The organism is Pirellulales bacterium, assembly GCA_036267355.1.
GTDB lineage: Bacteria > Planctomycetota > Planctomycetia > Pirellulales > DATAWG01 > DATAWG01.
Genome location: DATAWG010000127.1, coordinates 1 through 14,888 on the forward strand (window position 1 = coordinate 1; position 14,888 = coordinate 14,888).

Below are 14,888 nucleotides of genomic sequence, written 5' to 3' on the forward strand. Positions count from 1 at the left end.
CCGTTCTTGCCGCGCATGAGCGTGATTTTCAACTCGTCCGCGGTTTCGAGCAAATCGCACGGTTCCGGGTCCGGCCGGTCGAAGTTCATGCGATTCATCATGGGGCACCAGCCTTGCCGGCGTGCGGCTTGTGCTCGATGCGCAGCGTCGGCTTGAACGATGGCGACGGCGGAAGAGTGATTTCCTGTTGCGTGATCCGATCGCAGCGGTAGTTAGACTCGAAAAGGCCGACCGTGCGATGCCCTAGGTGCATGCGCCCGGCGCCCGCTTTCACCTTCTCTGCCTCGGACGCGCTGCCCCTACGAATCCACTTCAACGAACCCGTCAAGCCCGCGGCCTTAATTAGCAGCTTGGCCTCACTGGAAAAGGATCGCCGGCAGACCCACAGCGGAAAGCAAAGCGCGCGCGGTCTGCCGCTGGCCATGCAAGCCCGAATGGCTTCCATCGTTTCCGCGGGCAGCACGCGATTGATTGAGTCGCCCGTCTTGCTCATCACGACGGTTAGCCGGCCGGTCCCATCGGGCATCGGTGCGATACTCTCGAACTCGATGCTTAAAATGTCGCCGAGCCGAAGTCCGGTGAACCATGCCGTGAGCAGAAAAGCGCGCCACCATAGACGCCGCTCGATTCCCGTCTCATAGAACGAAGTTTCCATTTCGTCCGCCGCCGCGAGCAACTTTCCGATTTGCTCGCTGTCCCAACCTTCCACGATCAGCCGTGGAAGTTTCACCTTGCGAATCCGCCGCGGTAAGTCGTTCCTTACTTCCGTTTCGAAAGCGAACCGCCAAAAGGTCAATAGCTGCCTGCGATTCGTGGCGACTGTGCGCGGCCCAACCTGTCCCTCCATGTGGACAATCCACGCATTGATCTGCGGAGCCGTCAAGTCGGCGATCTTCGCCGGCCTTTCGAGAAAACGAGAGAATGAACTGATCGTAGATTTGTAACCGTTGTCGATCGTGGATTGCGCGATGGGTCGCTCGACGATGTAGTAATTCATCAAAAAATCGAGCAGCGTCGTTTCGGGAGTGGCCGGATTCGCGGGCACTGGCCCAGCCATCGGGGCAGCCTTCTTAATCGCTGCGCCGCGCTCAAGTGCTTCGACGGTAGGAACGGGACTATACCGCGATGCGCGCGTCTCCCGTGGTTTCAGCCGCTTCGGCGCCGGGAGTTTCGGTTGCTTGCCGCTCGACGGCATATGACCGGCAAAGACGATTGCACGCCAAAGCGCAAACAGCCGCTCGGCGGTGATTCGCGCCGTGCTGGCCATCCGGCCATGTGCCACGATGAACTGCATCAATTTAACGGGCTTCGCCGGGGACGCGGTGAGTCCCGATAAATCCGCCAGTGTCGGCGATCGCTTTAGAAAAGCATCGAGCCAGCGTATGGCAATCCCAGTTTCGTGTAGAACTCGCGCACCGTTGCCAGTTTTGGTGGCCAGGGGAGCGCGGAAGGTTTCGAGGTAGCGGATCAGCGGCAACTCCGGGTCGAGACAGCCGTCTTGGCCGGGGGCATTGGATTTTTCCGCCAGGCTCGGTTCGGATGCCGGCGGAATGTCTGACGGCACCTTGGCCCGCGGCAACGTGCCGGCGGCGGGCGTTGCGCAAGCAAAGCCGCGACTGCTGGCGAGCGACCAGATTTTGACAAGGCAATCCCTCGGGACGGTCGTCATTCCAGCCGCCTTGCTGCGAGCGTTCAGCCACTTGATGAATGTGGCCGCCGTTTCCGGCTTGAAGTCGGAGAGCAGCCCGGGCCGTCCGAGGAATTCGTCGAAAAGCCGGATCGCTGATTCGTATGCGGCCCTTGTCGCCGGCGGGGTGTTCATCGGAAGCTTCGGAGCAAACGCCCCATCGAAATAATCCGCGACCGTGGTTAGCGGGGAGATGGAGAGATCGAACACGAAGTAGGCCAGCACAAGCAAGATGCCGCGATAATAGGTGGTTGTCGCTGGGCGGCGCCCCGCGAGCCCCGTACACCATGCGTCGATCGCATCGCGATTCAAGTCGGCAAGCGTTGCCGGGCGTCCAAGGAATGTCTCAAACGATCGAACTGCATTGTGGTACGAGTTATTTTCGGACCGTGCCGAAATTCTCTTTGTGGGGGCATAGTGCTGGTGAAGAACATCCAATAGAAGCGTTTCGGTGGTTATGGAGCGAGCTATCAAGAGACACCCCCTTTGCAAAGCCGGTCGAGTCCCGCGAGCTTGACTGCGGGAGTGGGCGTGCTTGGGCGAACGCGGGAAGCGGTTGCCTTGGCCATGATGATTGGCCTTTCCCTGCGCCGAGCGAATCGGCGCAGCTATGCGCGCAGCCCCCGGCCAGCGTTGAGAGCGATAGTGAGTATCGCCGCGCTTTCGCGCCACTGGCCAGGGGTTGCCGCACGGTGATCTTGCATCACAGAATCTCACTTGTCGGGTTGACACTGGCCGATGCCGGCCGGTCGCTTCGGTTCTCAAGCCGAATCGACTGCGAAAATTATTGCCGCTGGCGGGCCGGCCTGTCAATCATCGCCGGTCAAAATCCCCGCTCGAGCGCCGCAATCGCTTCGTCGGCCCTGGCGAGCTTGCCACGGCAGGCAACGCCAATCCGCAAGAGATTGGCCTTTTGCCTAAAAGCGGTCTCAATCACCGTATTGTGCCGGGCAATCGCCCGTTCTAAAGCGACGCGGTTCACTTCGGCATCGACCATCCACTGATCCAGCGATGCCGCCGCTGTTTCCACGTCGGATGTGAATTTGCGTAGCGATTCGACCGTCGCCAATTGCTCTTGGGTCGCTCCCATGTGCCTTCCCCTCGGGTTAAAAGTCTGCCATTGCAATATCGCCGCCGCCCCCGCCGTTTCTATTGATCGCGTCCAAAATGCCTTGCTGCAAATCGCTCTGCTTCTGTGCTTCGGCCAATTGCTCGGCAGCAATTTCCGCTTTCTGATTTGCCATCTCTTGCGCGAACCGTCCGGCCGAAATATCGATCGCCGCGCCGGCGCTGGTTGAAACATCGGCACCCGCGATATTCACGCTTCCGGCTAGCTCTTGGCGTGCCTTATTGGTGCGGTTTAGTTCGTCTGCGGCCTTGGCTGTCGCTCTGGCGAATGTGCTCATGCTAATCGCATTTTGCTCAAGGAGCTCACGCAGATGAACCATTTCATCGTTATATTTCTCAAGCGGCGTGCGCACCGAGTCGAAAACCCTCTCGCCTTCGCGGAATGCGTCCATCCCGGTTTTCAGGCTCTCGGCCATCGCTGCGGCCTGTTCCTTGCTCATTAGATTCTTGTCGATCGTTTCGCCGGCTTGCTTCGCGTCTTTTGCAGCCTTGGCCATTTCCTCTTGAATCTTCTTCAGCGCGGCCGACGCGTCTTTGCCGAGTTCGTCGAACTTACCGTCAATAAACGCAATCGCACCGCCAGCGGCGACAGCGCCGGCGGCAAGCGCGGCAATCCCTTCCGGCCCGGCAAAGGCCTCGGCAATGCTCTCTGCTTCAGCCATTTCGCGTAGTGCGGTGACGACGAACCCAACCCCCTCGGATACTTTCGGAAAAATGAGCACCGCAGCGCCAATCTCGGCCGCGAGTTTCGACCATTCCAAAACCGCCGTCGTAATGTCGGCCGCGTGCTGCGTGAGATACTCGCCAACTTCGCGCAACTTGTCCGCGATTACGATTAGCGCTGGCGTTGCAGCAATCGTCAATGTGTCGGTTAAGGCTTCCCATTGGGCGTGAAGTTTCTTCATCGCCAGTTCGGCCTCTTCGGCGGCCGCTACGTCCTGGTCGGATAACACAATGCCCGCGTCTTGGGCCTCTTTTGCGAATTGCCGAACGGCATCACTGCCCGCGTTAAAGATGTTCACTAAGTTCGCGGCACCGCGGCCGAAGATCTGCGTGGTCGCATACGCTTCGTCCGCGTGATTGCCCAATTGCTTAATTGCATCGCCGATTTTCAAGAATTGTTCGGACGCGTCGAGCGTGCGAAGTTTTTCAACGGAGAGCCCGAGCGACTGAAATGTCTTGGCAAGTTCCGGGCTTTGGCCGCTATTGAGTTCGCCGAGCGTCTTTTGCATCCGCTGCAAGGCCGTGTCGAGTTGGTCGCTTTCGACGTGGAACTCATCAGCCGCATAGCGCAGCTTTTGCACCTGCTGCGTCGTCGCACCGACAGTTTCGGCGAAGTTCTTTAGCTGCCCAATTCGTTCGATTGACTCGAAGAACCCTTCGACTGCTTCGCGGGCCGCCTCGATGCCTTCGTGGAATAACTCGAAAGCGCCGGCAATCTCGAATGCCTCTTTGAGCCGCGAGCCGGCCGATTCGCCCTTTTCGGCCAACGAATCGAGCGAGCCCTCGACCTGTTTCATGTCGGTCGAGAATTGACTCGCGGTCGCGCGAACCACTGCGGTCATGCTGCCGATGGTGTCATTTGCCATTTTTCACCTGTATTAAAACTCCCAGCGGGGCGCGCTGCCTTCGCGCCGCCGCCGGGAGCCCGGAAGGAGTTAGGTTTCGCCGGCAACAATCGCGGCGGTCCTCTGCATCGCGTCGTCGTGGATTGCTAACAGGACGCAGGCCAGAAAATCCGCCGCGGCGATAGCGGCCGCGCCGTCCGGGCCAACTCCATTCAGTGCGACGGGTTCGCCGCATCGCGTCGCGGCAAAGGCTCGAACGTCGAGCCTGCGGGCGTCGGCGATATTGAGTTTCGTTGTCATTGCTCACTCCGGGTTAAAAAGGTGCGCAGGCCGCGCCGGATGCCGATCGCAAAAACCGCTCCGTCTCTCGAACGTCTAGAATTCCGCTCGCACCAGCGCGGCAAATTGCCATAACGCCGGCCAGCATTCCAGCCTGCGATAGAGCGCTGAACGATCTGTGCGCCAGATCGTAAGCTTCCCGAACAACAACTCGCTTGCGATTATCGACGTCGGCCTCTTGCTCTGGTGGTTCTTCGGATGCTTCCAACTGCTCTAATAGGGCGGCGGAAAACTGGCTCGCCATATTGCGCTGATAGGCCGTCCCCGCCGCGAATTCGAGTTCCTCGTCGGTTAGTCCAACACTTGCCGCCGCCGCCGCCGATGGCTCGTCGCGAAGCAATTCGCAATCGACCGGGTCGGCAGCGACCGCGGCAAGAAACTTTTCGTATATATATTCTTGTTTGTCCTCCGGCAAATCGGCGTAGTCTGCGCTGGCGACACACTCGCCCAAAGTCGGGCCGGGGATATATCGGAATTCTTGAAGAATGCCGCACGAGTCGCGATACATGATGCTATAGGGGCGCGACAAGCAAGTCAGCACTCGTTCCGCATAGGCGTCTGCTGCTGTCATGTTACACACTCCCGTTCTAATCTTGCTCTATTGTGAGAAATGTAAATCGCCGTCGCCAGCGCGCCGGACACCTCGCGGTGGGTAACAAGCCGTTCCGCGATTCGCGCTACCGCTCCCCAATTGGCGCCGACGAGCCTCCGGCACAGTTCCGTTGCCTCGGTAATCTTTGAATCATCGTCGGCGGGAATCCCGTTCTCGTGCAACAGCCGGGCCGCGGAGCGAATATCCCCCCCGCTGCCAGACAGGTATTCTCGCCCCCGGTACATCGAAAATTGCCGTTCCGCTTCCATTCCGGCCAAGTCGATCGAAAGCCGTTCCACAAGGGCTAACTTTTTCCCCAGCCGGAACCGACAAACGCCCACCAGGCCGTCTTTGTGATAAGTGTCTACTCGCGTCACTTCGCAATGTAGCGCGAGCGCCACCACCGCGTGCCCCGCTTCGTGGTATGCGTCGACCACACAAGAACTCATTGGGCGGCCTTTATTTCAGCCAGTTTTTGGGCGCGCGCCTGCGCGACTGCAAAATCCGGGTAACGGTTTTCTTGTAGGCTCGATAATTCTTCAAACGTAAGCGAGGGCTGACCTGCAACTTTTGCGGCCTCTGCGAGCGAAGCAAAAAGAAAGGGCGAATTGACCGTGGCGAACCGGTACGGTCGGTCACTGTCGCGGAGTAACCTTGCGATTTCGCTCTGTGCCGCGCGCCGCTTTTTCCGCGCTTGCGTCAGCGCCAAATCAGCCGCAGTTTCCGCCTGTTGCCAATGGGCCTCGGCGGCGTTCCGCCTTTCCAAAGCCGCCTCCCGTTCCGCGGGCCAGTCTCGCCAGCGATCGAACGACCGGGCGGCGGCGACATGGGTGGCCTCGATTTCTGGCGTAATTCCGCATTCGCGGCAAGCCAGGGCATACGCCCTGACATCATCGACCGGTTCGCCGACGACCTGCGCCATGATCCCGGCCCGAACCGTTTCGACCGCCTCGGCCGTCGCAGTCGCGGCCGCTTCGGCGAGCAACGATTGAGGTGCAGCCGGTTTGGACGCGAATTTCAAATCCCCGGGCCTGCCGTTGACGTACTGCACAACGCCGATCTTCGCTGGCGGCGCGTTTGGATTTGCGGCGCGTTGAATCACTCCAAGAAATGTCATTGTTCGTTCCTTGTGAACAGGGGGTGAGTGGGCGAGTTAATTTTCCCGGCAAGCGCCGGACAATTCCAAACGCAACTCCAAACTCAACGCGTCGATTCGTTGTTGCACGACCGCCAGCTGCTCGGCGGTCGTGGCCGCTTTTACGGCCGCTTCGATGTTATTTACCTCCACTTGCAACGCGACATTGTGGTGGCAGAGCAAACGGTTGTACTCACGCGAGCGCCGCACCGCGGCCGAGGCCTTGATTTTCTCGAAGTCGGCAAGCGTCACTTGGTCTCGGCCGAGGCTTGCAACCCGCGCGAGTTCGCCGTCGATTTGCTGCAGCTCTTGAATCTTGGTCCTAGCGCTGAACTGCTCGGCCATGGTCCATTTCGGATTGAAACCGATCGCGGCAATCTCTTCGGAAAGTCGCTGGCGCATGCCGGCCACGTAAATCATGCCGTCCGGAAACCCTTGTTCGGAAATTCTCACGACAGATACCCCCGCGACGGAGCCGGTGTTATTTCTTTAACGCCAATCGCAATCATACTCAATCGAAAGTTTCGCTATCCTTGTGGCGGATAGGGAGCCAAACTATTTTGGTCGGCCGGTCGCAGTCGTAGCAGTCGACGTACATCAATCGGCTGTCGCCTTGGTCGCGCGATCCGAAGCTGCGAATATTCGGTGAGCCACACCAACCGCAGCCCGCTGAGAAAAGTTCTAGCGCGGCGAAGTCTTCTTGCTTCCGGCGCGTGCGTGTTCGTCGCGGTGTCGGCTTCGCTCTTGCCATGATTTAGCGATCTCCGTGCGCCCGGTTCAATCCGCGACGGATAAAATATTCGTCCGCCGTTTCGTAACCGTCGCAGTGGTGGTATTCCGACGGCGGTTCGGCCGATGTCTCGGGCATACCGTCGTCGCCGGTCGTGCGCCGGCGGGCGTCTGCCGGCAGCAGATCGAACGCCCATGCAGCCCACAACGGTTGGCCTGGATGCAGCTTCGCATACTTGCCGCTCTTCAACTCCGGTCCGATCGCTTCCCACAATTCGCGAAGTTCATCGTCCGATAGTGGCGGCTCACCTTGCCGAACCCTCGGGTACCAATGCCCGGTTTCAAGCCGTATCCGGGCTTGCGGAGTATCGAAGTCGCCACCGCTTTTTTTTCGAACTAGCTTGGTCATTTTGATTCCTTTTGGGCTTAGTCGGGCTCGGATAAGCCGATCTCGCGGCATAGCAAACGAAAAGTATTCGCCGATTGCCGCTCGGTGGCCAGGGACGGATTTTCGCGCAGAATGCCGAACCGGTCGGGCGCGAGCGTGCCGCGGCTCGAAATATCCGCTCGGGCTGCGTGTGCTCGGTCCAACATTGAACAGGCTGATTCGAGCAACTGGTACTGGTGATCGCTCGTGAAACTGAATTCATCCAACACCTTTTTCCAGAATGCTTTACCCGGCTTGCCTAGACTCCGCGGCGTCGATCGTGGTTTTTTCGCTGGCATGGTCAATCCCCGAAACTCGGTCTATAAAAGTTAAAAATCCGGACAAAAAATGCGGGGCGGTAAGCGAACGGTTCGCATAGCGCGGCTGTAGACTTTTTGCCTACCCCTCCACTGCCTGCGGCGGCCCGGCTCGTGCGTAGTCGCGCTGCTGGTCGTGGTGATCGGTCGTCATGCGTTGTTTTCCTCTAAAAAGCGCCTAATCGGAGATACTTGGCTCTCTTGGCATTGTTCGTGTTTTTTGGGTGTATTACTTGGCAGCCTTGCGGGGGAAGATTGCCAAGATTGCCAAGTTAGCCAAGTAGTTCTTGTTGTGCGGCACACTTGGCAGCCTTACTCGTTAGCGTCGGTTTCGGGCATCTTCCAGAACCACTTGCCGGGGGCCGTTGGACGGAATGAAACCACTCCAAGCGATTTTTTCGCGCGGCTAAGAGTTCTTGCGGATATGTCGGCAGATTGCTTTGCCTCTTCGGTGACTTCATCAGCCAGACGCGGGCCGGCCGCGAGAGCTTCCCTCAAAAACTCAATCGCCTCGTCGCGCTCTTCCGGTGCAGGCCCACGACGCCGTTGCGGTGCGAGAACATCGTCTGCCGATTGCGAAACTGCATCGGCGAACCACTCGACGCACGGTTGACCGGATGATTCGGCAAATCGTGTGCAGAGCCGGTACGCCAGTCCGGTGCGGTCATTCCCGATATTGTTTTTGACCGGCAGGAATAGCCGTCGGCTCCCTGATGAATCTTCTGGATCGCTTGCCACCGCCCACACCGCGCGAGCAGCCGCGGCAAAAGCCAGCGAGCCCATCGTCCTATGCACGGCGCGCCCTTCGCTCTTTCGTAGATGCGTGATCGCCAGAACAGCGAAACCTCTTTTTGCCGCCATCGTCGCCAGCGGGGCCAATACGCCTCGCACTTCGGCATCTTTGTGTGAATCTGCGCCGCCCATGTAGGCCGACACCGGATCGACCACGACGAGCTTACAATTTGGCATTCTCTCGATCGCTTGTTCGAGAATTGGCAGGTCGCGCTGCAGGTCGATGCTGCGTTCACGGTCGCCGAGATCATCTCGAAATTGAACGCCTTGGACGGCGACGATCTTGCTAACATCAGCGCCAGCGGCATCGAGTCGCGGCCGGATCGTGTCCTCTAAGTCGTCTTCGGCTGACAGGATGACGACGCCACCTTTCGGAGCGTGATCTCCGCAATCGGGCCACTTGGCCCCGTTCGAGACTCGGCTCGCGATGTCCAAGGAAAGAAACGATTTCCCTAATCCGGGGTCGCCGGAAACAAGTGTGAGCTTGCCGAGTGCGATTCGGCCATGCCACAACCAGTGGACCGGCTTGGCCACAACATCGCCCATGTTCACGACAATGGCCGATGCGCCGGCTGTCTCTTCCGCTTTCGAGCCGCATTTGATTTCCTCGAGCGCCTCTTGGGCTCGCGCAGCAATGCCTGCGGCCGATTCGCCGTTCGCACTGGCGACCAGCATGTCCTCCGCAATCAATCGCGTACGGCGCTTGCCGGCGTGTTCGCGGGTGATCGCCACATAGTGAAGCCAATTCGCCGCTAGCGCTTCGGATTGGAGGACGCAGGCAATAATTGGTCCGGCATCGGTCGGGTCGCTGCAATGCTTCGCGAGCTCGTGGCGAACCAGCGGCACGTCGATTGCGCCAGTGGTGTAGCAATTTCGGATCGCGAGCCATAGCCGTTGATGGTCGGGCAGGGAAAACAAATCGGCCCGGACATGCGCGTCAAGCAACTCCGGCATCAGCTTCGGCTCAACCAACACACAGGCTAACAGGCAAGCCTCCGTCTTCGTGTCGGATGGTGGAGAACTGTCAAGAATCTCTCGCGGTCGGCGGGTCATTCGACACCCCCGTCGAATGGCAATTCGGCCTGGGTGCGGACGACGATGCCGGGCTCGATGAACCGCTCCGCTCGCCAGGGCGGCAGCAATGCCCAATGCGGGAGGCTCGCGCGGATTTCCGCCACCTTTGCGGCGATGCGTTCGCGTCGTGCGACTTCGTCTTCGCGAGATAGATGGTGGTCAGCCGGTTCCGGCGGCTTGTGTTCTTTCCCTGAACGTGGTAACATTGGTTCTCCGTGCATTACGAAACACCGGGCTGCCAACCAAGCAAAGCCCGGTGTTTTCGTTGGGCTAGATTCCTGCCGCCGCGAGCGCCGCCTCGGCCTTTGATATTTCCCGTTCGCGTTTCGATGGCGAACGGATCGACGGCGCATCATTGCCGCCGTGCTGCTCGGCGAACCGCGCTAGCGCTTCGACCGATGTATAGACTTTGCCGCCGATGGTGATGGATTCGAGCCGGCGGCCGCGAACGCCCTTGGTGCGCCATCGCCAGAGGGTGCAGAGGCTCGGCCGATCTGGCAGAAGCTTCGGTGCGTCGTTCAACGCAACGAGCTTTTCGGATGAAATGTCGATCATGGTATCGCTCGCATGTGTCTGAATGAATCAGCAACAATGCGAACTATACGGGACGCTTGGTTGCAAACCGGTTGCAAAAAATGCAACTAATTTGCAACCGGAACATTGGAGCGGCAGATATGCTCGCCCGTACACTCCCAACTGATTGGAATACCGAAATCAGCTAGGGCATTGTTCAGCCTCGCAACTTGGCTCTTGATCGTCCCTGCCGGGGTACACTCGTCTCCCCAAACTGCCGCGCCGATTTGATCGAACGGCACCATTTCCGAGTTCCAAACTTCCCGCACTAGTTCCCATGACTTTTTCGCGAGCGAGTAGGCGCGCCCGCGCCAGAAAAACACACGCTCGCCCTCGCCTGGGCCGTCCGGCTGTTCGCCGGATGTCCGCTTTGAAGAGTTCTTGGCCGGCGGACTGCTCAGCAGCCGTGACTCGATTTCATTCATCGCGGCCGTAATCAAAAACTTGGCCCGCGAGAGGGTGGAGTCGAGTTCGTTTTGCGGCGGAATTCGTTCTGCATTCCAGTCGGTGTGCCAAACATTGACGGCAGCGTAAACGTCGAGAATCGCTGTCGGGTCGATCGCTGGAAACTTCCGAGCCATCCAAGAACAAATCCGTTGTGTGTAATACTCGAAGTCCTTGGGCTCGCCGTTGCCTTCGCGGGATTGTGGAAATACCTTGCGGTGCGGCTCGTCCCGATTGAGGTCGATGTCCTCGACTTCGCTGCGGGCGGTTTCCCCCCACTCGGCAATTGCACGCCATGTGTACCGGTCGTCGTCGCTTGCAAACCACGGCATATTTCACCTGTTGGTTGAGCCGGGCCGTCCAACCGCCGCGCAGCCAGGTGAGAACTGCGCGACGGTCGGACTGAACGGGAGCTACCCGTTAAACCCGACGAGTTTTGAGTTTAACCGATTCTCCACATAACCTCGATTGCTCTTGCGTGATCGACTTCGGCATAAACTTCCGTGATCGCTGCGCTCCGATGCCCCAAAATGATTCGCGCGACTTCAATCCCATGCTCCCGGCGTAGATTCGTGGCCGCGTTGTGCCTCAATTGATGCGGATGCCAATGCGGCACGAGCGCGACTTGATCGGCCTCGATGCCGGCGGCCTTGGCTTCCACCAGCCGGGCACGGTTTGCCGCCTCGATGCCGTACATCAGAGCTTGGTAGTAGGTGTCGGGCGTGTATCGGTCGCGCTTCCCGCGGCCTCCCTTCCGCCGTCGCCGTTCGGTCCTGCGCCGTTCCCTTGCCCGCAACTCACTCGGATAGACCGGCGTCTTGCGGTCCGCGCTAATCACGCCGAACCGTTGACCATAGCGCTCGGCGTCGGCGTCGGCCGGAGAGAACAAATAGGCCGACATATCGGCTTTGAGAAATGGCTTGACGATCTGCTGCGCTTTCGGACCGAGATACACTTGTCGATGGTGCCCCTTCCACGCCGTCTTATGCGTCTGCGGAGTGTAAACCCAAACCTTGCCGGCGGTGTTGATGTCGGCCCCCCGCATAATCGTCACTTCGCCGGAGCGCATGCCGGTGACTTGCTGCAGTTCGATCATCGCCGCGACTTGCGGCGCGACGAACGGCAACACGGCCTCAACGAATTCATCGGGCACCGGGCGAACCGGCTCCGTCTCGGCGGCATCGCTTCGGCCGTAGCGCAGCCCGGCCACGGCCTGCAGCGCTTGCAGCACGACGGGCGGGATTAGCTCGTTCTCGACGGCCCATTTGAATATCCGCCGGGTGCGATTCACGGCATGGTTGACCGTCCCGCGGGAAAGCCCTTCGCCGACCATTTCCTGCCGGACGGCTTTCAGTGCCAGCGGTCCGAAGTTCGCGGCCGGTGTTCGGCCGTAGAGCTTCTTGAGCCGGCGCATGATCGGCTTGAAGTTCGCCGTCTCGGTGGTCGGTTTGCCGTCCGGGCCGCGGTAATAGCCTTTGGCATATTGCTCGAAGGCCGCTAGCAACTCGGTGATGGTGAAGTCGCTGCTTGCCTTCTGCGGAAGCGTGCCGCCTTGCGCCGTCCACTCGGCGATGATGCGGTTGTATTCGGCGCGACTGGTCGCGGTGTTCCAAGAGCCGAGATAAATATCACGGCCGGCGATCGTGACGACGGCTTGACCGCTCGGCTTGTGGCGGCGATAGGACGGGATGCGAAGAGTCGAATTCCCCATGGCGCGGTTCTCCCAAAAGGGGCCAATTCCGGTAGTTTACCGGATTCTCGGACCAATTCAGGCCGCGCTGCCGACCATCGGCAGGTGTCTTAAAGGAAAGACTCGGCATAACTTACAGCAAATATCCCCGACAAGGCTCGAACTTGTAACCTTCGGCTTCGGAGGCCGACGCTCTATCCAATTGAGCTACGGGGACGTAAAGGCCATTTCTGCGATTTGTCTTTTCGTTTCAGGGCCTTGACAACCATTTTAGACAACCGGTGTCGTGCGGGAAGTGAAACGGCACCCGGTGGTACGGGCGAGCGCCAATCGAACCCCCAATCTCACTGGAGGCCGACAATGGCCAGAGTAACAAAGGCTCCCCTGGTCCGCAAACCCCATCGCGACTTCCCGCTCACGCCGCATGCCAGCGGCCGATGGTGCAAAAAAGTCAAAGGCCATTTCTACTATTTTGGCCGCACCGATCGCGACCCCGACGGCGCGGACGCGCTGCAAAACTGGCGCGACCGCAAAGAAGCGATTCTCGCGGGCGATGAATTAGAAGAGTTGCGAGAATCCCGGTTGCACGGCAAACGTCGCCGGCAACCAACGAACGACGCCCTCACAGTCGAAGAGTCGCGCAACGCATTCTTGGAAGCGAAAGAAAGCCTAGTTGCGTCCGGCGAGATAACGAAACGACATTTCCACGACCTACAGGCGACAACCCGCATCATGCGGGACACGCTGGGCGGCCATCGGTCCGTCGAAGACCTGACCCCTGAACACTTCCGGCGATTGCGGGACACACGCTGGCCCAGCGTTACGGGGCATGGGCACTGTCGAATGCCATTCAACGAATCCGCAGCCTGTTCAAGTTCGCATTCGACGACGAGCTAATCGCCAAACCGGTTCGGTTCGGGGCAGCCTTTGCGAACCCAGCAAGTCTGTAATGCGTCGCGATCGTGCGGAGAAGGGTGAGAGGCTATTCAGTGCTGCCGATCTTGTAAGCATTATCGATGCCGCAGGAGTGGCGATGAAAGCGATGGCGCTGCTGGGCGTCAACTGCGGCTTGGGAAATTCGGATTGCGGGCAATTGAAGTTCCGCCATCTGGATCTAGCAAACGGCTGGTTGAATTTCCCAAGGCCGAAAACCGCCATTGCCCGCAAGTGCAAACTGTGGGGCGAAACGGTGGAAGCGATCAAGGCGGCGATTGCCAAGCGGCCGGCGCCCAAGAGCGATGACCACGCCGATCTAGTGTTTATCACGAAGTACGGATTCCCGTGGGCGAACGACACGCCCAGCAGCCCTGTCGGACATGAATTCCGCAAGCTGCTGGACGATGAAAAGCTGTATCGCCCGGGGCTGTCATTCTACAGCCTGCGGCGCGTCTTTGAAACCGTCGCCGGCGGCACGCGAGATCAAGTGGCGGTCGATTTCGCGATGGGGCACGCGGACCCATCAATGGGTGCCGTGTATCGGGAACGGATCGGCGACGATCGGCTAGAAGCCGTTGCGGAGCATGTTCGTCAGTGGCTGTATGGCAAGCCCGACAGCAAGGACAAGGCCAAACCCGCGAGCAAGCAAAAGCCCAAGTCCAAGCGTGCCAACTCCAAGCCGGAAGCGGAGCGGCGACCGGCATTGCGGATCGTCGGCTAGGGCTTACTATTGAGCCTGACTTAGTAAATGGAAAACACGCCCGAGATTGGTTCGGCGTTTCGCGAACGAAATCCAAATCAATTTCCATTGTCAAAGTCAGGCCCAATATTTAGGCATCGGGCGGTGGGTAGCTCCCACGCAACAGGCCCGACCCTCTCGATACGGAGAATCGGACGATGGGCAAGCGGAAAGCGAGTCGGCTCATCGAGCGGCCGCATTGTTGATGAAGCGATGTATGTCGCGGATGCAAACCGATCCGGCAGGCTTCTTTGGCGAGTCAGCCGGGAATTGTCGTCGACAGCCAAATCGCTGCTGCAACCTCCTGCGCCGACGCCGGCCCAGGTTGCCGTCAGTCTGGGCATAGCCGTCGCTAGCGAGCGTCGATAACGCACTGAACATTACCACCGACGGTCGCAAGCTGGCAGCAGTACGTCGCCCGCCGAAATGTGCTGGATCTGCCAACGACCATCGCCGGCCTGTCCGGCCGTTTGTCCAACCTCACGGCGGACGAGGCGACGGCGACCGCCCATGCCGACGACTCAATCAAAATCGCGGAGCGTAACTGCTTAGGCGAGGACGTGCCAGCCATTCTGGCCGGCCAACTCGATTCCTTGCCACCCTTCGTCCGCGAGACGACCCGCGTGCCGCTCGGCGTCTATCGCGGCTTGCAATTTGGCATTGTCCTTCATTCGCAATTCCCGACCGACGTCTATTTGGAAGGCGCCGTTACTCGCCA

17 protein-coding genes and 1 tRNA gene are annotated in these 14,888 nt (G+C 59.4%); 3 read left to right on the plus strand and 15 right to left on the minus strand.

What is annotated here, in order from left to right:
* Nucleotides 1-97: 97 nt before the first annotated feature.
* The 15 genes from VHX65_19815 to VHX65_19885 all read right to left on the minus strand — a co-directional run bounded on the left by VHX65_19815 (nucleotide 98) and on the right by VHX65_19885 (nucleotide 12,712).
* A complete protein-coding gene (locus VHX65_19815; protein ID HEX4000805.1) occupies nucleotides 98-1,999 on the minus strand; it encodes a hypothetical protein in 1,902 nt (633 codons plus the stop codon).
* A gap of 511 nt (nucleotides 2,000-2,510) precedes the next feature.
* Nucleotides 2,511-2,777: a hypothetical protein gene (locus tag VHX65_19820; GenBank protein HEX4000806.1), complete on the minus strand. Its 267-nt coding sequence runs from the start codon at nucleotides 2,775-2,777 to the stop codon at nucleotides 2,511-2,513.
* Between the two features lie 16 nt (nucleotides 2,778-2,793).
* A complete protein-coding gene (locus tag VHX65_19825) occupies nucleotides 2,794-4,404 on the minus strand; it encodes a hypothetical protein (protein HEX4000807.1) in 1,611 nt (536 codons plus the stop codon).
* Between the two features lie 69 nt (nucleotides 4,405-4,473).
* A complete protein-coding gene (locus VHX65_19830) occupies nucleotides 4,474-4,683 on the minus strand; it encodes a hypothetical protein (protein ID HEX4000808.1) in 210 nt (69 codons plus the stop codon).
* A 13-nt stretch (nucleotides 4,684-4,696) separates the two neighbouring features.
* Nucleotides 4,697-5,293 (minus strand): hypothetical protein, encoded by a 597-nt coding sequence (locus tag VHX65_19835; protein HEX4000809.1) that lies wholly within the window; start codon nucleotides 5,291-5,293, stop codon nucleotides 4,697-4,699.
* The gene (locus VHX65_19840) at nucleotides 5,290-5,763 is read right to left on the minus strand and encodes a hypothetical protein (GenBank protein HEX4000810.1); all 474 of its coding nucleotides are present in this window, start codon (nucleotides 5,761-5,763) and stop codon (nucleotides 5,290-5,292) included. Before VHX65_19840 ends, VHX65_19835 begins: the two co-directional genes overlap by 4 nt.
* Nucleotides 5,760-6,236: a hypothetical protein gene (locus VHX65_19845; GenBank protein ID HEX4000811.1), complete on the minus strand. Its 477-nt coding sequence runs from the start codon at nucleotides 6,234-6,236 to the stop codon at nucleotides 5,760-5,762. The genes VHX65_19840 and VHX65_19845 overlap by 4 nt, the downstream gene beginning before the upstream one ends.
* A gap of 231 nt (nucleotides 6,237-6,467) precedes the next feature.
* Nucleotides 6,468-6,902, minus strand: a complete 435-nt coding sequence (locus VHX65_19850; GenBank protein HEX4000812.1) for a hypothetical protein — start codon at nucleotides 6,900-6,902, stop codon at nucleotides 6,468-6,470.
* A gap of 301 nt (nucleotides 6,903-7,203) precedes the next feature.
* Nucleotides 7,204-7,587 (minus strand): hypothetical protein, encoded by a 384-nt coding sequence (locus tag VHX65_19855; GenBank protein ID HEX4000813.1) that lies wholly within the window; start codon nucleotides 7,585-7,587, stop codon nucleotides 7,204-7,206.
* 647 nt (nucleotides 7,588-8,234) lie between these two features.
* Nucleotides 8,235-9,767, minus strand: coding sequence for an AAA family ATPase (locus VHX65_19860; protein HEX4000814.1), 1,533 nt, complete (start codon nucleotides 9,765-9,767; stop codon nucleotides 8,235-8,237).
* On the minus strand, nucleotides 9,764-9,994 hold the full coding sequence (locus VHX65_19865; GenBank protein HEX4000815.1) for a hypothetical protein: 231 nt from the start codon (nucleotides 9,992-9,994) through the stop codon (nucleotides 9,764-9,766). Before VHX65_19865 ends, VHX65_19860 begins: the two co-directional genes overlap by 4 nt.
* Nucleotides 9,995-10,058: 64 nt before the next feature.
* Entirely contained in the window at nucleotides 10,059-10,343 is a 285-nt protein-coding gene (locus tag VHX65_19870) for a DUF1580 domain-containing protein (protein HEX4000816.1), read from the minus strand.
* An 86-nt stretch (nucleotides 10,344-10,429) separates the two neighbouring features.
* Entirely contained in the window at nucleotides 10,430-11,137 is a 708-nt protein-coding gene (locus VHX65_19875; protein ID HEX4000817.1) for a hypothetical protein, read from the minus strand.
* 110 nt (nucleotides 11,138-11,247) lie between these two features.
* A complete protein-coding gene (locus tag VHX65_19880) occupies nucleotides 11,248-12,516 on the minus strand; it encodes a site-specific integrase (GenBank protein ID HEX4000818.1) in 1,269 nt (422 codons plus the stop codon).
* A 122-nt stretch (nucleotides 12,517-12,638) separates the two neighbouring features.
* Nucleotides 12,639-12,712, minus strand: a tRNA-Arg gene (locus tag VHX65_19885).
* A gap of 143 nt (nucleotides 12,713-12,855) precedes the next feature.
* Between VHX65_19885 and VHX65_19890 the strand changes: the two genes are divergently transcribed.
* The 3 genes from VHX65_19890 to VHX65_19900 all read left to right on the plus strand — a co-directional run.
* Nucleotides 12,856-13,392: a hypothetical protein gene (locus VHX65_19890; protein HEX4000819.1), complete on the plus strand. Its 537-nt coding sequence runs from the start codon at nucleotides 12,856-12,858 to the stop codon at nucleotides 13,390-13,392.
* A 52-nt stretch (nucleotides 13,393-13,444) separates the two neighbouring features.
* Nucleotides 13,445-14,152, plus strand: a complete 708-nt coding sequence (locus VHX65_19895; protein HEX4000820.1) for a tyrosine-type recombinase/integrase — start codon at nucleotides 13,445-13,447, stop codon at nucleotides 14,150-14,152.
* 446 nt (nucleotides 14,153-14,598) lie between these two features.
* Nucleotides 14,599-14,888 (plus strand): hypothetical protein (locus tag VHX65_19900; GenBank protein HEX4000821.1); only part of this gene is annotated, 290 nt, incomplete at its 3' end.